Raw genomic sequence first — 19,237 nt, 5'->3', positions numbered from 1 at the left:
TCCTACTCGATGACGACGGTGGTCTCGTTCAGGCCGACCTCGGCGTCGATGACCCGCTCGCCCTTGCCGACCGCGGCCAGGGAACGGACCTTCCACGTGCCGGGGGCGGCGAAGAACCGGAACTCACCCTCCGGGCTGGTCACCACCTCGGCGGTGAACTCGTCGGTGCCGTCCAGGAGCCGGACGTAGGCACCGGCCACCGGGGCGCCGTCGTGCCAGACCGAGCCCTGGATCACCGTCTGCGTGCTCAGGTCGATGCCCGCGAGGGTGCCGCCCTGCTTCGGTGCTCCGCACATGGGTCAGCTCACTTCTCGATCGGGACGCCGACCAGCGAGCCGTACTCGACCCAGCTGCCGTCGTAGTTCTTGACGTTCTTCTTGCCGAGCAGCTCGCTGAGCACGAACCAGGTGTGGCTCGAGCGCTCGCCGATGCGGCAGTAGGCGATGGTCTCCAAGCTGTCGTCGAAGCCCTGCTCGCCGTACAGCGCCGCGAGCTGCTCGTCGCTCTTGAAGGTGCCGTCCTCGTTGGCGGCCTTGCTCCACGGGATGTTGATCGCCGTGGGCACGTGGCCGGCGCGCTGCGACTGCTCCTGCGGGAGGTGCGCCGGGGCGAGGATCTTGCCGGAGAACTCGTCGGGGCTGCGCACGTCGACGAGGTTCTTGCTGCCGATCGCGGCCACGACCTCGTCGCGGAAGGCGCGGATGGACAGGTCGGGCTCGCTCGCGACGTACTGCGTGGCGGGCCGCTGGACGGCGTCCTTGGACAGCGGGCGCCCGTCGAGCTCCCACTTCTTGCGGCCGCCGTCCATGAGCTTGACGTCGCGGTGGCCGTAGATCTTGAAGTACCAGTAGGCGTAGGCGGCGAACCAGTTGTTGTTGCCGCCGTACAGCACGACGGTGTCGTCGTTGCTGATGCCGCGCGAGGACAGCAGCGCCTCGAACGCGGACTTGTCGAGGTAGTCGCGGCGGAGCGGGTCCTGGAGGTCCTGCTTCCAGTCCAGCTTGACGGCGCCCTCGATGTGGCCGCCGTCGTAGGCGCTGGTGTCCTCGTCGACCTCGACGAAGACGATGCCGGGCTGGCCCAGGTGCTCCTGGACCCAGTCGACGGTGACGAGCACGTCGTTGCGGCTCATGGTGGTGGTCCTCCGGATGATCGGTGTGCGGTGGATCGGTCAGGGATGCGGCGGCCGGCCGCGGTTCGCCCGAACGCGCAGATCAGGGGGAAAGGGGCATCCCGACGGCGTTCGCGCGCGTCTGGACGACGGATGTGCCGTCCTCAGGGAGCCGGACAGAGGCAGCTGCCGACGCGGCACAGGTCGACTGTGCGGCGCGAGGTCAGCAGGATGCCCACGGCGCGAGGATAACGGATCATCCGTGGCGCCCGAGCCGGGCGTCGACGAGGGCGGTCAGCTCCGCCGCCGCGGGTGCGGAGTCGGCGCGTCCCAGCACCGCTCCCGCGCGGTCGAGGAAGAACAGCGTCGGGGTGCTGCGGACGTCCAGGGCGCGAACCTCGTCGAGGTGGCTCTCCGCGTCCACGTGCACGTAGGCCAGGCCCGGCCGGGTGGTGCGGAGCTGCTGCAGCCGGGCCCTCGTCGCCCGGCACGGCCCGCAGAACGCCGTCGAGAACTGGACGACGGTGAGGTCGGCCTGCTCCGGACGCACCCCGAGCCGGGCGAGGGCCTCCGCGGCCGGCAGGGTCTGCTCCGTCACGTCCGGGGCAACGGAGCCGCGCCGGGCTGCTATTCCGCGGTCAGCACCGCGTCGGTCGCCTCCACCCGCACCTCGACGCCTTCCGCGCCGGGGGCGACCCCGGTGAGCTGCAGGCCGAAGGGGAGCTGCGGGACGGTGTAACGCAGGTCCAGCAGGTTGCTGACCCGGTCGACCAGGACGTCGGGGATGTCCACGCCCGCCCCCGCGGCCTCCTCGACGTCGACGACCAGCTGGTCGCCCTCGAGGACGACGGTTCCGGCGGCGGTCACCGGCAGCGTCCGGCCGAGGACCTCGACGGTCCGGGTGATCCGCAGCCCGTCGCCCTCCCGGGCGACCGTGGCGTCGCTGCCCAGCTGCGCCGCCAGCAGGTCGTACGCCAGCGTCGCGGTGCCGTCGATGCGGTCCACCGGCACCTGCTGCACCGACCCGGACAGCACCGTCCTCAAGGGCACCTGCACGCCGCGCAGCGAGACCGCCGCCCGGGTGCCCGCAGGCTGCCCCAGCTCCTCGGCGTCGAGCGAGACCCGCACGTCCTCGTAGCGGCCGGCGACCACCTGGGTGAGGAACGGGAACCCGGTGATGTCCACCTCCGGGGTGCCGACCAGGCCGCCCTTGCCGGCCAGCTGGTCGGCCACGCGGTCCTCCGCGATGCCCACCGCGACCCGGTCGGCCAGCAGGGTCAGGCCGGCGAGCAGGAGGAGGACGACCAGCAGCGCCCTCACCGGGACCGCGTCACAGCGTCGCCTGCAGGGCGAGGACGACCGGTGCGCACGCAGCGACGGGGAGGGCCACCTGGATCACCGGGAGCACCCACCGGGAGAACCGCTGCTCGTCGGCCGGCTCGTCCTCCTCCGCCGTGGCGCCGACGACGACGTAGCTGGCCACCAGACCGGTCAGCGCCGCCACCCCGGCCACCACGCCCCCGTGCACGAGGGAGCGCTGCTCGTCGAGCACGTCTCCGACGAGACCGGCCGCCACGACGGCCACCGCGGCCCCGGCGAGGACGGCGAGGACGGCGCCGACCAGTCCGCGCGGAACGCCGTCGGCGAGCTGCGGCCGGGGCAGGACCAGGTCCACGACGTGGCCCACGACCAGCGCCGTGCCGACGGCCAGCAGGGCCACGAGGGCCCGCTCGGAGCCGTCGTCGGTGCGGCCGAGCAGCAGGAGGGCCGCCAGCGAGGCCACGGCGACGAGCATGAGCACCGCGACCGACAGCGAGGCGACGAGGTCGTGCCGGGGACGGCGGAGCATCTGCTGCACCACGACCGCCAGGAACCCGACCCCGACGACCGCGAGCAGATCGCCCAGCTCCGGGTCCTCGGGCAGCACGAGAGCCAGGTCCGCGGCGACCGCGGCGCCGGCGCCCACGGCCAGCGAACCGGCGAAGCCCTGGGCGCCGGTGACCAGCACCCAGCACAGGACCAGCCCCAGCTGCAGCACGAGCACGGCGGCCAGCCGCCCGGTCTGGCCGAGCAGCTCCGGCAGGCCCACGAGCAGCGCGACGGCGAGGACCGCGAACACGGCCGCCGGCAGGTGGTGCTCCCGCGCGGTCAGGCGGGAGGTCGGTGCGGCGCTGCTCACGGCTCCGATGGTGGCAGACGCCGGGCCTCCGGCAGCTCACCGCCGCGAGGGGGGTTCCGCGTCGGGCCTGCCCCTGCCGGGACGCGTCGGTTATCCTGCCCACTCACCTCGACAGCGTCGTCGACGGCTGCCACGGCTGCGCGTCGTGGGAACCCTGCGAGGAGACGACATGCGACTGGTCCTCATGACCTCGGCGCGACAGGCGACGACCGAGGTGCTGCCCGCGCTGGGCCTGCTCGGTCACCAGGTCCGCGTGGTCGCCCCCGAGCTGTCCAGCCTGCTCGACGGCGACTCCGGCGACGTCGTCCTCGTCGACGCCCGTCACGACCTCATCCGCGCCCGCACGCTGTGCGGGCTGCTCTCCTCCACGGGTGTGGCCGCCGCGCTGGTCGCCGTCCTCGCCGAGGGCGGCCTGGTCGCCCTGTCGGCGGACTGGGGCGTGGACGACGTCCTGCTCGACACCGCGGGTCCCGCCGAGGTCGACGCCCGGCTCAAGTGGGCCACGGCCCGCCGGCTGGCCGCGTCCACCCCCGCCGACGGCGCCGACAAGGGCGTGACGCAGGCCGGGGAGCTGGTCATCGACGAGCACAGCTACTCGGCGAAGCTCCGCGGGCGCCCGCTCGACCTCACCTACAAGGAGTTCGAGCTCCTCAAGTACCTGGCCCAGCACCCGGGCCGGGTCTTCTCCCGCGCCCAGCTGCTGCAGGAGATCTGGGGCTACGACTACTTCGGGGGCACCCGCACCGTCGACGTCCACGTGCGGCGGCTGCGCGCCAAGCTCGGCACCGAGCACGAGGCGCTCATCGGCACGGTGCGCAACGTCGGCTACAAGCTGGACCAGCAGGTCGCCGACGCGACGACCCGGACCCCGCAGGTCGAGAGCGACGCCGAGCTGGTCTGATGGGGCGATGAGCTCCCAGCCCCGCGTCGACGTCGACGCGGTCCTGTCGCTGCTGCGCGCCGCGGCGGCGGCCGACGGCGTCCGCCCGGTCTCGGAGGAGAGCGAGCTCAGGCTGCAGCACGGCACCGGGGACGGCTCCGACCTCGCGGTCCACGACGCGGGCGAGCTGGCCGGCTACGCCCGCTACGACGACGGCACGGCCGAGCTGGTGGTGCACCCGGCGTTCCGGCGACGCGGGCACGGCCGGGCGCTGCTCCGGCAGCTGCTCGAGCTGGCCGGCGACCGGCCGCTGAGCGTCTGGGCGCACGGCGACCTGCCCGGATCGGCGGAGCTGTTGGCGCCGCACGGCTTCACCCGCGCGCGGGTGCTGCTGCAGATGCGCCTGCACTTCGACGACACCGACGCGGCCGGCATCGAGGCCGACCCCCGGCCCGGGCTCCCGGACGACGTCCGCGTGCTCCCCTTCCGCCCGGGCCGCGACGAGGAGGCCTGGCTGCGGGTGAACGCGCGGGCCTTCGACTGGCACCCCGAGCAGGGGCGCATGACCGCGGCCGACCTCTCGGTGCGGGAGGGCGAGCCGTGGTTCGACCCCGCCGGCTTCCTCATGGCCTGGCGCGGGGACCCGGACGCCGGCGGCACGCTGCTGGGCTCGCACTGGACGAAGGTGCACCCGGCGGGCGACGCCGGGCCCGACCCGGTGGGCGAGATCTACGTGCTGGGCATCGACCCGGACGCCCAGGGGCTGCGGCTCGGCGGCGCGCTGACCGATCTCGGCCTGGCACACCTGCGGCGGCAGCGGCTGCGCTCGGTCCTGCTCTACGTCGAGGAGGACAACGAGGCCGCCGTGCGTCTCTACGAACGCCGCGGGTTCACCCGCTTCGCCGTCGACGTCTCCTGGCGTCGCGAAGGGGCCTGAGACCCGTTCGGGGGTACGCCACGCGCCGGTTCACCCGTTGGACGTATGACGGCTGCCACACCATTGCCCAGACCTCGATGGGCGTTCACCCCGCGTTCACCGAGCAACCGGAATGCGGCCACTTCGGCTCCCTAGCGTCCCTCTCGTAGGTCCCATGCTGCCCGGAAGACGTCCGGGCGAAGTCGAGAGGCACTGAGTTGAAGCTCAGCACCAAGACGCGCGCCACCACCCTGTCCGTGGCGCTCGCCGGCACCCTCGCGCTCAGCGCGTGCGGCGCTTCCAACGAGTCCGAGGGCACCGGGAGCGGCGGCGGATCAGGCGACGCCGCCGAGCTCACCGGCGACCTCGTCGGCGCTGGTTCGAGCGCCCAGCAGTCGGCGATGGAGGCCTGGCAGGCCGGCTTCCAGGGCGAGTACCCGGACGTCAACTTCAGCTACGACCCGGTCGGCTCCGGTGGTGGACGCGAGCAGTTCCTCGCCGACGCCGCTGACTTCGCCGGCTCGGACGCTGCGCTGGACGACGAGGAGCTGACCGCCGCGCAGGAGCGCTGCGCCGGCGGCGAGATCTTCGAACTGCCCAACTACATCTCGCCGATCGCCGTCATCTTCAACCTCGAGGGCGTCGAGGAGCTGAACCTGGCACCGCAGACCATCGCGGGCATCTTCACCGGCGCGATCACCAACTGGAACGACCCGGCGATCGCCGCCGACAACCCGGACGCGACCCTGCCCGACCTCGCGATCACGCCGGTCCACCGCGCCGACGACTCGGGCACCACGGACAACTTCACCGACTACCTCTTCCAGGCCGCCGGTGACGTGTGGACCTCCGAGCCGGACGGCGTCTGGCCGCTGCAGGGCGGCGAGGCCGCCAACCAGACCAGCGGTGTGGTCGGCGTCGTCGAGAGCACGGTCGGAGCCGTCACGTATGCGGACGCCAGCCGGGCCGGCGACCTGGGCGTCGTCAGCGTCGGGGTCGGCGAGGAGTTCGTCGCTCCCAGCTCGGAGTCGGCCTCGGCCGTCGTCGAGAACTCCCCGGCCGTCGAGGGCCGCGGCGAGTACGACTTCGCCATCGAGGTCAACCGGGCGACGGAGGGCTCGGGCGAGTACCCGGTCGTGCTGGTCAGCTACCACATCGGCTGCATCGAGTACGACGACCAGGAGACGGCCGACAACGTCAAGGCGTTCATGGAGTACGTGATCAGCGAGGACGGCCAGGCGGCCGCCGAGGAGAACGCCGGCAGCGCCGCGATCTCCGAGGGTCTGCGCGAGCAGGCTCAGACGGTGGTCGACGCCATCACCGCCGCCAGCTGACACTGGCACCCGCGATGGCCCGGGACGTCCGACCGACGTCCCGGGCCATCGCACCGCCCGGACCCCCGGGCCCATGCACCCCACGCACGATCCCCATGGAGCAGCGGTGACCGCCACGAAGGCCCCGTCCGAACCCCCGCAGCAGCGCGCCGTGCGGAGGCCGGGAGACCGGATCTTCGCCGGTAGCGCCCAGGGCTCCGGCATCTTCATCCTGCTCGTCCTCGCCGGCGTCGCCGCCTTCCTCATCAGCGAGGCGATCCCAGCCCTCACCGCCCCTGCGGAGGACATCCCCGGCGGTGAGGGCCTGGCCAGTTACATCGGCCCGCTCGTCGTGGGCACGCTCCTCGGCGCCGTGCTCGCCCTGCTGATCGCCACCCCGCTGGCAGTCGGGATCGCGCTCTACATCACCTACTACGCCCCGCGGCGGATCGCCGCCACGATGGGCTACGTCATCGACCTGCTCGCGGCCATCCCGAGCGTCGTCTACGGCTTCTGGGGATTGGCCGTCATGGCGCCGACCCTCGTCCCCTTCCACCTCTGGGCGGCCGACAACCTGGGCTTCATCCCGTTCTTCGCCGGCCCCGCCTCCACGAGCGGCCGCACGATGTTCACCGTCGGCCTGGTGCTGGCGGTCATGATCCTGCCGATCATCTCGGCGATCGCCCGCGAGGTCTTCAGCCAGGCGCCGGCGCTGCACCGCGAGGCGGCGCTCGCCCTCGGTGCCACCCGCTGGGAGATGATCAAGATGGCGGTGCTGCCCTACGGCAGATCCGGCGTCATCGCCGGCGCCATGCTCGGCCTGGGCCGGGCCCTGGGCGAGACCATGGCGGTGGCCATCGTGCTCTCCGGCGGCGCCGGCGCCACCGTGAACCTGATCAGCAACTCGAGCCCCTCGACGATCGCGTCGAACATCGCACTGCGGTTCCCCGAGGCCACCGGGCTGGGCGTCAACACCCTCATCGCGAGCGGCCTGGTGCTGTTCCTGATCACCCTCCTGGTCAACATGCTCGCCCGCTGGGTCGTGAACCGGCGCGCCGACTTCTCCGGAGCCAACTGATGTCCACCACCACCCAGCTGCGTCCGACCTCCTCCCCCGGCCAGGACCCGGTACGGGTGGAGCGACGCCTGCCCCGGTTCGCCCCGTTGGGCCTGTTCCTCGCCGGCATCGCCCTCGGGGCCGGGCTCTCGGCCCTGACCGGCTTCAGCGTGACCTCCACCGTGATCTACGGCGTCATCCTCGGCACGCTGGCCGTCTACGTCGCCTCGCGTGCTGTCGAGGGGCGACGGAAGGCGACCGACCGGCTCGTGACCTCGCTGGTGACGACCGCCTTCGGCATCGCGATGGTCCCGCTCGTCTCCCTCGTCTACACGGTGCTCGACAGGGGTCTGGCCCGGCTGGACGCCGACTTCTTCTCGGCCTCCATGTTCCGGGTGGTCGGCGAGGGTGGGGGCGCCTACCACGCGATCATCGGCACGCTGGTCATCACCGCCCTCGCCACGGTCATCTCGGTGCCCATCGGCCTGCTGACCGCCATCTACCTGGTGGAGTACGGCACCGGCCGCCTGAAGAAGGCGATCACGTTCTTCGTCGACGTCATGACCGGCATCCCGTCGATCGTCGCTGGCCTCTTCGCCTTCGCCCTGTTCACCCTGCTGTTCGGGAACAGCTTCCGCGCCGGCGTCATGGGCGCCGTCGCCCTCTCCGTGCTGATGATCCCGGTGGTCGTACGGTCCTGCGAAGAGGTCCTCAAGCTCGTCCCGAACGAGCTGCGGGAGGCCAGCTACGCCCTGGGCGTGCCGAAGTGGCGCACCGTCGTCAAGGTCGTGCTGCCCACGGCCATCGCCGGGCTGGGGACCGGCATCACCTTGTCGGTGGCCCGCGTCATCGGCGAGACTGCTCCCCTGCTCATCACCGTGGGGCTCATCACCGGCACCAACCTGAACCCATTCGACGGACGCATGGCGACGCTGCCGGTGTTCGCGTACTACCAGCTCACGCAGCCGGGCACGGCCACGCAGGCGTTCCTGGACCGGGCGTGGACGGCGGCGCTCGTCCTGATCGTCTTCGTGATGGCGCTCAACATCCTCGCCCGCCTGATCAGCCGCTTCTTCGCTCCCAAGACCGGTCGCTGACCGAGCCCCACCAGGAGGACATCACGTGGCCAAGCGCATCGAGGTCTCCGACCTCAACATCTTCTACGGCAACTTCAAGGCCGTGGAGGGCGTCAACGTCTCCATCGAGCCGCGCAGCATCACCGCGCTGATCGGCCCCTCGGGCTGCGGGAAGTCGACCTTCCTGCGCTCGCTGAACCGGATGCACGAGGTACTCCCCGGCGCGCGTGTGGAGGGCAAGGTCGTCATGGACGGCCAGGACCTCTACGGGTCGGACGTCGACCCGGTGAACGTCCGCCGCCAGATCGGCATGGTCTTCCAGCGGCCCAACCCGTTCCCGACGATGTCCATCTACGACAACGTCATCGCAGGCAACCGGCTGAACAACAACCGGATGAAGAAGTCCGACACCGACGACCTGGTCGAGAAGTCGCTCAAGGGCGCCAACCTCTGGAACGAGGTCAAGGACCGCCTCGACCGACCGGGCTCGAGCCTGTCCGGTGGCCAGCAGCAGCGGCTGTGCATCGCCCGTGCGATCGCCGTCGAGCCCGACGTGCTGCTCATGGACGAGCCGTGCTCGGCGCTCGACCCGATCTCCACGCTCGCCATCGAGGACCTGATGGCCGAGCTCAAGGAGCGGTTCACCATCGTCATCGTCACGCACAACATGCAGCAGGCGGCGCGGGTGAGCGAGCAGACCGGCTTCTTCAACCTCAACGGCGTCGGGCAGCCCGGCCGGCTGATCGAGTTCAACCCGACCGAGAAGATCTTCAGCAACCCCGACCAGAAGGCGACGGAGGACTACATCTCCGGCCGCTTCGGCTGAGCACATCGTCGTCCTCCGGACGACACCGCGGCCAGGAGCCGTACCCCTGCGGCACGGAGCGCGTCGGTCGCTCGGTCGCGGGACCCTCCGGGCCCCACTCCTCACGACCTAGCTCAACAGCGGACGGCGGCCGCTCCCGGAACGGGGGCGGCCGCTGCCGTGTCCGCCTCGGGCTGCGGCTCCGGAGCGGGGGCCGGGGGCGGCACCGGGACCACCGACTCGTAGCCGGGACCGATGACCAGCTGCACGGTGTCCCCGAGGGAGTCGCTGCCCTGCAGCACGGCACCGGGGACGGCGGCGGCCACGGTGCGAGCCTGCGCCACGGTGCCGGGACCGTGCCGCACCACGGACTGGCTGACGGTGCCCTCCGCGTTGCCCACCGTCCCCACCACGAAGCCCCCGGCCCGCAGCGCGTCGGCCACCGTGGCGGCCAGGCCGCGGGTACCGGTCCCGTTGAGGACGTCGACGGACACCTCGGCCGGCGGTACGAGGGCGGTCTGCGGATCCGCGGCGACGGCGGCCTCCGCGGGCGGCTCCTCCCCCGCGGCCTCGGACGGGGCGTCGTTCTCGGCGGCGAAGCCGTCCGGGACCCGGCTGCCGTCGATCACCGCGTCGAACAGGGACCGGGTCCCCGCCCCGTCGAGCAGCACGAAGGCCTCCTCGCCGCCGGCGGGCACGTGTCCGACCTGCGCCACCGGCAGGCCGGTGCGGGCGACGGCGTCGCCGGAGACGTTCCCGAGGGACGTCGCCAGTGCCCGGAGGTCCCCGAGCGTCGTCTGCTCGTCGACGGTCAGCGCCTCGGCCGCCCGGCTGAGGAAGCGGGCCAGCGTGGGCGGATCCAGCACGACGTCCCGGGACATCGCCGCGCGCAGCGTCGAGGTGAGCAGTCGCTGGGTGCGCTCGGCGACCGCGGTCCCGGTGGCGTCCGTCCCGTCGCCCGCGGGCCGCAGGTAGCCCGCGGCGGCCTCGCCGGAGAGCTCCGACGCACCGGAGGGCGGAGGCACCGCTGCCGCCGCCGTCGCCCTCGAGGGGACGACGCACATCGGGACGCCGCCGAGCGCGTCCACCATGCCGGGCAGCCGCGCCAGGTCCACCTCGAGGTAGTGGTCGACCCGGACCCCGGACAGCTGCTGCACCGCGCGCACCATGCAGGAGGGCCCGCCGTCGAGCAGCGAGCGGGCGAAGGCCTCGGTCGTGGGAGCCCGCACCTCGCCGTCGGCCGAGCGGCACGCCGGGGTGTCGACCAGCGCCGTCGGCGGGAAGCCCACCAGCACCGCGCGCTCGCCGTCCTCGGAGACGGAGGCCAGCAGCGTCGCGACCGAGGCGGGCCCTTCCTGGTCCGGCACGCCGGTGCCCACGACGAGGTAGGTCTCGGAGGCCTCCTGCAGCTGGGCGGCGAGGATCTCCGGGCCGTCGGTGGCCAGGGCCTCGACCCGGCTGATCTTCTGGTCGACGTAGAAGTAGAGACCGAGGTGGTAGAGCAGTACCACTCCGGCGACGGCCGCCAGCGCGATCGCGGCGCGGACCAGCCGGCGGCGGCCCGGGGTGAGCTCCCGTCGTACGGGACGCGGGGGCCGCAGGCGGGTGGCGCCGGTGCGGACCGGCGGCGGGACGGTGCCGGGCAGGGGCGGTATCGGGCCGCTGCGGCGCGACGGCCGGGGGTCGGGCTGCCAGTCGGCGGGTGCGCCGGGCACCGGGGGGAGGGCCGGCCGCGGTGCGGCGCCGGGTACCGGCGGCAGGCCGTTGCGCACACCGGGCGGCGGCGCGGACGGCGCCGAGGGCTGCGCGCCCTGGCGGCGGGCGGCGCGGCGGCCGCCGGTGGTGGGGCCGCCCGGTCGGGCCAGCAGCTGCTCGACGGTCAGCGGCTCGGCTGCGCCCCGTCGTCGCCGGGAGCCGTCGGGAACGCCGCGGGCGCCCGCGTCGTCGGCCGTCGGCTCGTCCCCCACCGGTGTCGACACCTCTGTTCGTGGTCTGTTCTGGTTCCGCCCGGGAGGCGGCAGCCCTCCACGATACGGAAGCCGGGCGCCCCGACCGGTCGACGCGCGCAACGCGCGCACGCTGGCTCGGCCCATCCGATGGCGTGCCACGGAGATGTGCGCAACGGAGGACGTGCGTAGCGTGCTGGAGGTGAGACTGCCCTCGATCCCCGGCCCCTCCGATGTCGTCGCCGCTGTCACCGGCGCACGCGACGGGGTGGCGGACGCACTCGCGCTGGTCCCGCGCGTGGCGTCGGTGCTGGGCCGCGTGGAGGAGCTGCTCGACCAGGTGTCGTCCCTGCTGGCCCGGGTCGACGGGGTGGTGGACCGCGCCGACGAGATCATCGAGGGGGTCGCTCGCACCAACGACAAGGCCGACGAGGCCATCGAGGCCGTCGACCGGACCAACACCAAGGCCGACACCGCCATCGAGGGGGTGGGGCGCACGAACGACAAGGCCGACGCCGCCATCGAGGGGGTGGGGCGCACGAACGACAAGGCCGACGAGGCCATCGAGGCCGTGGCGCGGACCAACACGAAGGCCGACACCGCTATCGAGGCCGTCGGGAAGACCAACGACAAGGCCGACGCCGCTATCGGCGGGGTCGAGGCGACGTCGTCCCGGGCCGACGCCCTCGTCGGGCGGGCCGAGGGCATGGTCGGGCGCGTCGAGCCGATCCTCGACGACTACGCGCCGGCGCTCACCGCGCTGGCGCCGTCGGTCCGCCGGCTGGCGACGAGCCTCGAGCCGGACGAGGTCCAGGCCCTGGTCACCCTCGTGGACCGGCTGCCGCAGCTCATCGTCCACCTGGACGAGGACATCCTCCCGATCCTGGAAACTCTCGGGGACGTGGGCCCCAACCTGAGCGACCTGGTCGACACCGTGCAGGACATGCGTCAGGTCGTGAAGGGTTTCCCGGGCTCCCGCCTCTTCCGCCGCCGCGGGGCGGAGGAGATCGCCGAGGAGGAAGCCCGGGACGAAGGATGATCGTGCGGTCCTTCTCCTAGTCCTGCCCCTCCGTGGCGCCGGGGCCGGGACCGGTCTCCGTCGGATAACCGAGGGCTCGGGCCACGTCGCCGATCCGTTCGTAGGTCTCGCCCTCGGGCAGCCGCTCCAGCTCGGCGACCACGGCGTCGGGCGCCCGGTTGTCCATCGCCTGCTCGATGAGGTCGGTGCGCGTGCCCGGGAACGGCGCCCGGGTCAGCCAGCGGGCCAGCTCGGCGCGGGCGACGACGGCGTCCTCGGTCATCCCTTGGGGAACCCCACCGGTGAGCGTGCTCGTCGGACTCGCGGTCAGGTCCGGGTCGCCCTCGGCGACGGGCTCGACCTCGCGCCACTCCTCGGAACGGGTGGGGCGATCGCCCTTGAGCATCCCCTGGATCTCGTGCTCCAGCTCCTCGTCGACCCGCGGGTTGTGCTTGGTGCTCCGCGCGCTGACGCCGGCGAAGGCGTCTCCTGGCTCGGTCACGTCGTCTCCTGTCTGTTGCCCGGCGGGTGCCGGGTGGATCAGTCCTTGTCGAGCGCGGAGGGCTTGTGGACGGCGGTGCCGCCGCTCTTCTCGCTCTTCACCTCGTACTGCGGCTCGTCCTTGCTCGCCTTCACCTTCCGGCCGGAGGCCTCGGTGTCGGAGGTGATCTTCCGTTCGACGGTCCCCTCGGCGGTGCCGCCGTGGCTCTTCCAGGTGACGTGGTCACCCTTCTTGAAGTCGTCTGCCATGACCGGCTCCTCGCGCTCGTGGACGGTGGTGGGCTCCCCGTGCCCGCCGTGGGTCCGCAACACACATCCGGGGGCGCGTCGGCTCGATCACCCGTTCGGGAGCAGGCCTCACCCGTGCGGGCGCTGCCAGGGGGCGTCCGGTCACCTAGCGTGCTCGTCGACGGAGAACGCACCGCAGTCGGGCGGAGTCGGGCGGAGCCGACCCTCACGCTGCGTCACGTGCGCCGTCCGCGATCGCCGGCCCGGTCGACCCCATTCCCCCGGGGACGGCCGGGTCGGCCCCGCCGGCACCGCACTAACCTCCAGGGGTGTCCGTGTCCTCCCCCGCCGGCCCACCCCTGGACGGACCTGCGCCGGACGGCCTGCGCGCCGTCGACGTCCTCACCGTGACCGCGGTCAGCGACGTGACTCCCTCGGTGCGCCGGGTGTTGCTGAGCGGCCACCCGGACGCCGTCGCCGCCGCCGGTCCCACGGTGAACCTGCTCGTGCCCCGGGTGGGCGACGCCGAGCCCCGCTGGCCCCGCATCCAGCGCGACGGCCGCATCGTCTGGCCCCAGGGCAGCCACGGCGTCGCGCTGCGCAGCTACACCGCCCGCCGTCAGGACCCGGTGGCCGGCGAGATCGAGATCGACTTCGTGCTGCACGGTGACGGACCGGCCGCCGCCTGGGCCGCGGCCGCCCACCCCGGCGCGCTGCTGGCCGTCGCGGGTGCGGCCTCCCTGGCCGAGCGACCGGCCCGCTGGCTGCTGTGCGCCGGCGACGAGACCGCGCTGCCGGCGATCAGCCGGCTGCTGGCCGGCGCCGATCCGGGGACGACGGGCGTCGCGTTGCTCGAGGTCGCCGGGCCGGAGGAGGAGCAGCCGCTCGCCGCACCACCGGGGATCGCCGTGCACTGGCTGCACCGCAACGGCACGCCTCCGGGCGAGGGCACGCTGCTCGTGGACGCGGTCGCCGCCCTCGACCCGCCGGGCACCGACGACGTCTTCGCCTGGGTCGGCGCCGAGTCGGCCGCCGTCCGGGCGATCCGGGCCGACCTGCGCGGCCGGTGGGGGCTGGGCCGGGCCCAGCACCACGCGATCGGGTACTGGCGCCGCGGTCGCGCGATGGCGCCTGCCGGCTGAGGCTCTCCCAGCCGCCTCACAGGTAGCGTCCAGACCGACCGCAGCTGGCACCGTCACGCTCGATCCCATGACGACGGCACCCGCTCGCACCACCGGAGGATCCGTGGCCGGAAGTTCGCAGACCCGCGCCCCCGAGGCCCGGCTGCTCGTGGTGGACGACGAGCCGAACATCCGGGAGCTGCTCTCGGCCAGCCTGCGGTACGCCGGCTTCGACGTCGCCACGGCCGCCGACGGCCAGCAGGCGCTCGCCCTCGCGGAGTCCTTCCGCCCCGATCTGCTCGTGCTCGACGTGATGATGCCGGGGCTCGACGGGTTCGGCGTCGTCCGCCGGATGCGCGAGTCCGGCCGGCGCACCCCGGTGGTGTTCCTGACCGCGCGCGACGCCGCGGAGGACAAGGTGTCCGGGCTGACGCTCGGCGGGGACGACTACGTGACCAAGCCCTTCAGCCTCGACGAGGTGATCGCCCGCATCCGCGCGGTGCTGCGGCGCACCGCTGGTGCCCAGCAGGCGGCGGAGGCCCCACGGCTGACCTTCGCCGACATCGAGCTGGACGAGGAGAGCCACGAGGTCATCAAGGCCGGCACGCTGATCAGCCTGTCCCCGACCGAGTTCAAGCTCCTGCGCTACCTGATGGCCAACGCCGGGCGGGTGCTCTCCAAGGCGCAGATCCTCGACCACGTGTGGAACTACGACTTCAACGGCGAGGCCAACGTGGTGGAGTCCTACATCTCCTACCTGCGCCGCAAGATCGACACGACCGAGCCCCGCCTGCTGCACACCATCCGGGGGGTCGGCTACACGCTCCGCCTGCCGCGGGGAGCATGACCGAACCCTCCCCGGCTCCCGTCCGCAGCGGCCCACGGGTCCCGCTGCGGATCACGCTGGTCGCCCTGCTGGTCGCGCTCGTCGCCCTGGCCCTGCTCGCGACCGGGTTCGCCACCACGTCGCTGCTGCGCGACTACCTGACCGACCAGCAGGACGACGCCCTGCGGTCGGCGGTCAGCCAGCCGGGCCCGAAGGAGTTCCGGGCCTGCCTGGAAGGTGGCTACCAGTCACCGGGACCACGCGCGGCGTACTACGGGTGCTACGGACCCGGCGCGACCGAGGTGGTGGACCTCCAGGGACCGCCGGACGCGGAGGGCATCCCCGAGATCGACCCGGTGCGCATGGACGACGGGAAGTACGACCGCGCCGCCGTCACCGTCCGCGCCGACGACGGGACGAGCTGGCGGGTCATGACCGGCCGGCTCCCCGACGGCTACACCCTGGTCGTCGGCATCGACCTGGAGGACGACGAGAAGGCGATCGGCCGGCTGGTGCGCATCGAGGTGTTCGTCGGCCTCGCCGTCCTCGCGATGCTCGGCGTCGCCGGGTACCTGCTCGTCCGCAACAGCCTGCGTCCGCTGGCGGAGGTCGAGCGCACCGCGCAGGCGATCGCCGCGGGCGACCTGTCCCAGCGCGTGCCCGAGGGCGACCAGCGCACCGAGGTGGGCCGGCTGTCGACCGCGCTCAACGGGATGCTGGCCCGCATCGAGAGCGCCTTCCGCGCGCAGCAGGCCTCCGAGGCCGAGGCCCGCGGTTCGGAGGAGAAGATGCGCCGCTTCGTCGCCGACGCCAGCCACGAGCTGCGCACCCCCCTGACGTCGATCCGCGGGTTCGCCGAGCTCTACCGGCAAGGCGCCGTCGGCTCCGACCAGGAGGTCGCCCGGCTGATGTCGCGTATCGAGGCCGAGGGCTCCCGCATGGGCGTCCTGGTGGAGGACCTCCTCCTGCTCGCCCGCCTGGACCAGCGCCGTCCGCTCTCCCTGACGCCCGTCGACCTCGCGGCCATCGCGGGCGACGCCGTGCACGACGCCCGCGCCGTGCAGCCCGAGCGACCCATCACCCTGCACCTGGACGAGTCGCTCACCGACGTCCCGGTCGTGCTGGGCGACGAGGGCCGGCTACGCCAGGTGGTGGGCAACCTGGTGACCAACGCCCTCACGCACACCCCGCCGGGGACGCGGGTCGGCGTCTCCGTCGGCCAGGACGCCGGCGGCGACGTGCTGCTGCTGCGGGTGAGCGACGAGGGGCCGGGCATGGACGCCGCCGACGCCGCCCGGGCGTTCGAGCGGTTCTACCGGGCCGACACCTCCCGCACCCGGAACGGCGACGGCGCCGAGGCGGGCGGGAGCGGACTGGGGTTGGCCATCGTCGCCTCCCTGGTCGAGGCGCACGGCGGCACGATCGCGCTGGACACCGCCCCTGGCCGCGGAGCGACCTTCACGGTGGGCCTGCACCGCGGCGGGCCACCGGCACCGGCGGCCGGCACCGCGGACGGGACCGCCGACCGGCCCGGCTGAGGCCGCCTGTCACCATTCGGACGTGACCTCGAACGACAGCGGCGCCGCGCCCGACGCCGAACTGATGACGGCGACGACCGACCTGGGCGATGCCCTCCGCGAGCTGATCGAGGCCTCGGTGACCACGACGGCGCCGACCGGCGAGGTCGCGGCGGCCGCGGAGCTGGTGCGGGCGGCCATCGCCCGGATCGACGGCAACCCCCGGCCGGCCGCCCAGCTGCCCCGCCTGGACGACCCGTCCGAGGGCCGCCGGGTGTTCAACCCGGTCACCGGCATCGCACACCCGTTGGCACCCCCGCTCGTCGTCCGAGCCGAGGGCGACGGCGTCGTCGCGGAGGTCACCCTCGGGCTGGCCTACGAGGGCCCGCCCACCTTCGTGCACGGCGGCATGAGCGCGCTGTTCATGGACCAGATGCTGGGCAGCGCCGCCGGCGCCGCCGGCCTGTGGGGCATGACCGCCCACCTCGAGCTGGACTACCGCGGTCCGCTGCCGCTGCAGACCCCCCTGGTGCTGCGCGCCCGCGTGGAGTCGCACGAGGGGCGCAAGGCGAACATCTCGGGCACCATCGCCCTCGCCTCGGCCCCCGAGAAGGTGCTGGTCGAGGCGCGTGGCCTGTTCGTCCTGCCCCGCCCCGAGAAGCAGGCCGCCTACTTCGGCGCCGTCACCGACGCGTCGGGCAACCACGCACCGCCGCGTCGTCCCGGTGACGCGACCGCGCTGCGGCTGGCCTGACCCGGTGGACGACGTCGCGGTCGCCGCCTCCGCCGCCCGAGCCGCCGCCGGCGTGCTGCTCGCGCTGCGGGCCGACGGCGCCCTGACCGGCCGCGCCCTGGGCGACGCCGGCGACGCGGCCGCGCAGGAGGCGATCAGCGCGGTGCTCGCCGCGGAGCGCCCCGGCGACGCCGTCCTCAGCGAGGAGGCCGCCGACGACGAGCGGCGGCTGTCGGCCGACCGGGTGTGGATCGTGGACCCCCTCGACGGCACCCGCGAGTACGGCGAGGCCGGCCGCGCCGACTGGGCGGTGCACGTGGCGCTGTGGGCCCACGGCGAGCTGGGCGCGTCCGCCGTCGCCCTGCCGGCGCTGGACCAGGTCCTGGTCACCGAGCCCGCGCCCGCACCTCCCGCACGTCGGAACGGACCGGTCCGCATCGCGGTGAGCCGCACCCGTCCCCCGGCGGAGGCCGACGCCGTCGCCCTGGCTCTGGGCGGTGAGCTCGTGCCGATGGGATCGGCGGGCTACAAGGTGCTGGCCGTGGTGCGCGGCGAGGTCGACGCCTACGTGCACTCCGGCGGGATGTACCAGTGGGATTCCGCGGCACCCGTCGCCGTCGCCCGCGCCGCCGGCCTGTCCACGACCCGGATCGACGGCGCACCGCTGGTCTACAACGAAGCCGAGCTCTCCCTGCCCGACCTGGTCGTCTGCCGCCCGGAGCTGGCGGAGCCCATCCTGGCTGCGGTCCGCACGGGGCGATAGCGGACACTGGAGGGGAATCCGCACCGATCCGATGGGGTTGGTGCTCAGGACGTGCCAGCCCCCGAACCCCGGAGATCTCACCCCGTGACCACGCCCGACTACCGGCTCAGCCAGCTGGAGACGCTGGAGGCCGAGTCCATCCACGTGATCCGTGAGGTCGTCGCCGAGCTGGAACGGCCGGTGCTGCTGTTCTCCGGCGGCAAGGACTCCATCGTGATGCTGGAGCTGGCCCGGAAGGCCTTCGCCCCGGCCCGCATCCCGTTCCCGGTGATGCACGTGGACACCGGGCTGAACTTCCCGGACGTCCTGGAGTTCCGCGACAAGCGCGTGGCCGAGCTCGGCGTGGAGCTGGTCGTCGCCTCGGTCCCGGACGCGATCACCGCGGGCACGGTCAAGGAGGAGCCCAACGGCTCCCGCAACCGGATCCAGACCCCGGTGCTGCTGGACGCGGTCGAGGAGCACGGCTTCACCGCGCTGTTCGGCGGCGCCCGGCGGGACGAGGACAAGGCCCGCGCCAAGGAGCGGATGTTCTCCTTCCGCGACGAGTTCGGCCAGTGGGACCCGAAGAACCAGCGCCCCGAGCTGTGGGACCTCTACAACGGCCGGATCCACCTCGGTGAGTCGATCCGCGTCTTCCCGCTGTCGAACTGGACCGAGCTCGACATCTGGCAGTACATCCTCAGCGAGGAGATCGCGATCCCGTCGCTGTACCTCGCGCAGGAGCGGGAGGTCGTCGAGCGCCAGGGGATGCTCTACGCCGTCAACGAGTTCATCCGGCCGCGCGAGGGCGAGCAGGTGCGGCGCGAGACCGTCCGCTACCGCACCGTCGGCGACGCCAACCTCACCGCCGCGGTCCTGTCCGAGGCGACCACCGTCGAGGAGGTCATCGCCGAGATCGCGGTGACCCGGATGACCGAGCGCGGCGCGACGCGCGGCGACGACAAGGTCAGCGACGCCGCCATGGAGGACCGGAAGAAGGAGGGCTACTTCTGATGGCCATCCAGACGCCGGATGCGCCGGCGCCGGAGCAGCAGCAGGACGCGCACGACGACGGCCAGCAGCAGCAGCCCGGTGGTCCAGCCCACCCGCTCGGCCACGACAGGGGACGACGCGCCGAACAGGTCGCTGAACCACGCGCCCGCGGCGTAGCCCACCGCATAGCCCAGCAGGACGACCAGCAGCGCGGGCGCGGCCACCGCGAACACGAACATGCGCACCTCTTCCGGGCTCCGCGCCCCAGGGTGCGC

Annotated in this window: 22 protein-coding genes; 13 read left to right on the top strand and 9 right to left on the bottom strand. The window is 73.3% G+C overall.

Translation table 11 applies throughout. The features are described 5' to 3' along the window. Nucleotides 1–2 precede the first annotated feature (2 nt). From BLS70_RS20165 to BLS70_RS20145, 5 genes are all read right to left on the bottom strand, one after another. Nucleotides 3–296 (bottom strand): DUF1416 domain-containing protein, encoded by a 294-nt coding sequence (locus BLS70_RS20165; RefSeq protein ID WP_091771634.1) that lies wholly within the window; start codon nt 294–296, stop codon nt 3–5. A gap of 8 nt (nt 297–304) precedes the next feature. Continuing rightward, on the bottom strand, nt 305–1,132 hold the full coding sequence (locus BLS70_RS20160; RefSeq protein WP_091771632.1) for a sulfurtransferase: 828 nt from the start codon (nt 1,130–1,132) through the stop codon (nt 305–307). 235 nt (nt 1,133–1,367) lie between these two features. Continuing rightward, the gene (locus tag BLS70_RS20155; RefSeq protein WP_255362625.1) at nt 1,368–1,709 is read right to left on the bottom strand and encodes a thioredoxin family protein; all 342 of its coding nucleotides are present in this window, start codon (nt 1,707–1,709) and stop codon (nt 1,368–1,370) included. 29 nt (nt 1,710–1,738) lie between these two features. Further along, on the bottom strand, nt 1,739–2,431 hold the full coding sequence (locus BLS70_RS20150; protein ID WP_091771631.1) for an LmeA family phospholipid-binding protein: 693 nt from the start codon (nt 2,429–2,431) through the stop codon (nt 1,739–1,741). A 10-nt stretch (nt 2,432–2,441) separates the two neighbouring features. Continuing rightward, nucleotides 2,442–3,290, bottom strand: coding sequence for a hypothetical protein (locus BLS70_RS20145; protein WP_091771629.1), 849 nt, complete (start codon nt 3,288–3,290; stop codon nt 2,442–2,444). 169 nt (nt 3,291–3,459) lie between these two features. Here BLS70_RS20145 and BLS70_RS20140 point away from each other — a divergent pair, with 169 nt between their 5' ends. The 6 genes from BLS70_RS20140 to pstB all read left to right on the top strand — a co-directional run bounded on the left by BLS70_RS20140 (nt 3,460) and on the right by pstB (nt 9,358). Beyond that, complete coding sequence (locus BLS70_RS20140; RefSeq protein ID WP_091771627.1) at nt 3,460–4,191, top strand: winged helix-turn-helix domain-containing protein; 732 nt, start codon at nt 3,460–3,462, stop codon at nt 4,189–4,191. A gap of 7 nt (nt 4,192–4,198) precedes the next feature. Then, entirely contained in the window at nt 4,199–5,107 is a 909-nt protein-coding gene (mshD, locus tag BLS70_RS20135; protein WP_091771625.1) for a mycothiol synthase, read from the top strand. 197 nt (nt 5,108–5,304) lie between these two features. Continuing rightward, entirely contained in the window at nt 5,305–6,420 is a 1,116-nt protein-coding gene (gene pstS / locus BLS70_RS20130; RefSeq protein ID WP_091771623.1) for a phosphate ABC transporter substrate-binding protein PstS, read from the top strand. A 106-nt stretch (nt 6,421–6,526) separates the two neighbouring features. Then, nucleotides 6,527–7,477 carry a phosphate ABC transporter permease subunit PstC gene (gene pstC / locus BLS70_RS20125; RefSeq protein WP_255362624.1) on the top strand — a complete coding sequence of 317 codons (951 nt, stop codon included), beginning with the start codon at nt 6,527–6,529 and terminating at the stop codon, nt 7,475–7,477. Next, the gene (gene pstA, locus BLS70_RS20120; RefSeq protein ID WP_091771619.1) at nt 7,477–8,553 is read left to right on the top strand and encodes a phosphate ABC transporter permease PstA; all 1,077 of its coding nucleotides are present in this window, start codon (nt 7,477–7,479) and stop codon (nt 8,551–8,553) included. Before pstC ends, pstA begins: the two co-directional genes overlap by 1 nt. A gap of 25 nt (nt 8,554–8,578) precedes the next feature. Beyond that, entirely contained in the window at nt 8,579–9,358 is a 780-nt protein-coding gene (pstB, locus tag BLS70_RS20115) for a phosphate ABC transporter ATP-binding protein PstB (RefSeq protein WP_091771617.1), read from the top strand. A 113-nt stretch (nt 9,359–9,471) separates the two neighbouring features. Here the strand turns inward: pstB and BLS70_RS20110 are convergent, their stop codons facing one another. Then, a complete protein-coding gene (locus tag BLS70_RS20110) occupies nt 9,472–11,316 on the bottom strand; it encodes an LCP family protein (protein ID WP_255362623.1) in 1,845 nt (614 codons plus the stop codon). 169 nt (nt 11,317–11,485) lie between these two features. Between BLS70_RS20110 and BLS70_RS20105 the strand changes: the two genes are divergently transcribed. Then, nucleotides 11,486–12,322: a hypothetical protein gene (locus tag BLS70_RS20105; protein ID WP_091771689.1), complete on the top strand. Its 837-nt coding sequence runs from the start codon at nt 11,486–11,488 to the stop codon at nt 12,320–12,322. Nucleotides 12,323–12,338: 16 nt separating this feature from the next. On the opposite strand, the gene BLS70_RS20100 is transcribed toward BLS70_RS20105, so the two are convergent. Together BLS70_RS20100 and BLS70_RS20095 are read right to left on the bottom strand one after the other, a co-directional pair. Then, on the bottom strand, nt 12,339–12,803 hold the full coding sequence (locus BLS70_RS20100; RefSeq protein WP_091771613.1) for a DUF2795 domain-containing protein: 465 nt from the start codon (nt 12,801–12,803) through the stop codon (nt 12,339–12,341). 38 nt (nt 12,804–12,841) lie between these two features. Further along, nucleotides 12,842–13,051 (bottom strand): hypervirulence associated TUDOR domain-containing protein, encoded by a 210-nt coding sequence (locus tag BLS70_RS20095; RefSeq protein WP_091771688.1) that lies wholly within the window; start codon nt 13,049–13,051, stop codon nt 12,842–12,844. A 308-nt stretch (nt 13,052–13,359) separates the two neighbouring features. Between BLS70_RS20095 and BLS70_RS20090 the strand changes: the two genes are divergently transcribed. The 6 genes from BLS70_RS20090 to cysD all read left to right on the top strand — a co-directional run bounded on the left by BLS70_RS20090 (nt 13,360) and on the right by cysD (nt 18,983). Next, entirely contained in the window at nt 13,360–14,172 is an 813-nt protein-coding gene (locus tag BLS70_RS20090) for a siderophore-interacting protein (RefSeq protein ID WP_255362622.1), read from the top strand. Nucleotides 14,173–14,239: 67 nt separating this feature from the next. Further along, entirely contained in the window at nt 14,240–14,998 is a 759-nt protein-coding gene (locus tag BLS70_RS20085) for a response regulator transcription factor (RefSeq protein WP_091771611.1), read from the top strand. Beyond that, nucleotides 14,995–16,515, top strand: coding sequence for a sensor histidine kinase (locus tag BLS70_RS20080; RefSeq protein WP_091771609.1), 1,521 nt, complete (start codon nt 14,995–14,997; stop codon nt 16,513–16,515). Before BLS70_RS20085 ends, BLS70_RS20080 begins: the two co-directional genes overlap by 4 nt. 22 nt (nt 16,516–16,537) lie before the next feature. Then, nucleotides 16,538–17,248, top strand: a complete 711-nt coding sequence (locus BLS70_RS20075; RefSeq protein ID WP_255362621.1) for a PaaI family thioesterase — start codon at nt 16,538–16,540, stop codon at nt 17,246–17,248. Between the two features lie 4 nt (nt 17,249–17,252). Further along, nucleotides 17,253–17,990: an inositol monophosphatase family protein gene (locus BLS70_RS20070; RefSeq protein WP_091771607.1), complete on the top strand. Its 738-nt coding sequence runs from the start codon at nt 17,253–17,255 to the stop codon at nt 17,988–17,990. Nucleotides 17,991–18,074: 84 nt separating this feature from the next. Continuing rightward, complete coding sequence (cysD, locus tag BLS70_RS20065; protein ID WP_091771605.1) at nt 18,075–18,983, top strand: sulfate adenylyltransferase subunit CysD; 909 nt, start codon at nt 18,075–18,077, stop codon at nt 18,981–18,983. On the opposite strand, the gene BLS70_RS20060 is transcribed toward cysD, so the two are convergent. Then, on the bottom strand, nt 18,974–19,201 hold the full coding sequence (locus tag BLS70_RS20060; RefSeq protein WP_091771603.1) for a hypothetical protein: 228 nt from the start codon (nt 19,199–19,201) through the stop codon (nt 18,974–18,976). The two genes, cysD and BLS70_RS20060, sit on opposite strands and share 10 nt — an antisense overlap. Between the last annotated feature and the right edge of the window lie 36 nt (nt 19,202–19,237).

Origin of the sequence: Blastococcus aurantiacus (assembly GCF_900102425.1) — a bacterium.
GTDB lineage: Bacteria > Actinomycetota > Actinomycetes > Mycobacteriales > Geodermatophilaceae > Blastococcus > Blastococcus aurantiacus.
The sequence above is the reverse complement of the archived record's forward strand: the minus strand, read 5'-3'. Positions and strand labels throughout refer to the sequence as shown.

What these genes read in the sequence shown, in the direction of transcription:
- BLS70_RS20080 (WP_091771609.1), top strand. Translation starts at nt 14,995, where the DNA reads ATGACCGAACCCTCCCCGGCTCCCGTCCGCAGCGGCCCACGGGTCCCG.
- pstA (WP_091771619.1), top strand. Translation starts at nt 7,477, where the DNA reads ATGTCCACCACCACCCAGCTGCGTCCGACCTCCTCCCCCGGCCAGGAC.
- BLS70_RS20165 (WP_091771634.1), bottom strand. Translation starts at nt 296, where the DNA reads ATGTGCGGAGCACCGAAGCAGGGCGGCACCCTCGCGGGCATCGACCTG.
- mshD (WP_091771625.1), top strand. Translation starts at nt 4,199, where the DNA reads ATGAGCTCCCAGCCCCGCGTCGACGTCGACGCGGTCCTGTCGCTGCTG.
- BLS70_RS20160 (WP_091771632.1), bottom strand. Translation starts at nt 1,132, where the DNA reads ATGAGCCGCAACGACGTGCTCGTCACCGTCGACTGGGTCCAGGAGCAC.
- BLS70_RS20095 (WP_091771688.1), bottom strand. Translation starts at nt 13,051, where the DNA reads ATGGCAGACGACTTCAAGAAGGGTGACCACGTCACCTGGAAGAGCCAC.
- BLS70_RS20140 (WP_091771627.1), top strand. Translation starts at nt 3,460, where the DNA reads ATGCGACTGGTCCTCATGACCTCGGCGCGACAGGCGACGACCGAGGTG.
- BLS70_RS20085 (WP_091771611.1), top strand. Translation starts at nt 14,240, where the DNA reads ATGACGACGGCACCCGCTCGCACCACCGGAGGATCCGTGGCCGGAAGT.
- BLS70_RS20060 (WP_091771603.1), bottom strand. Translation starts at nt 19,201, where the DNA reads ATGTTCGTGTTCGCGGTGGCCGCGCCCGCGCTGCTGGTCGTCCTGCTG.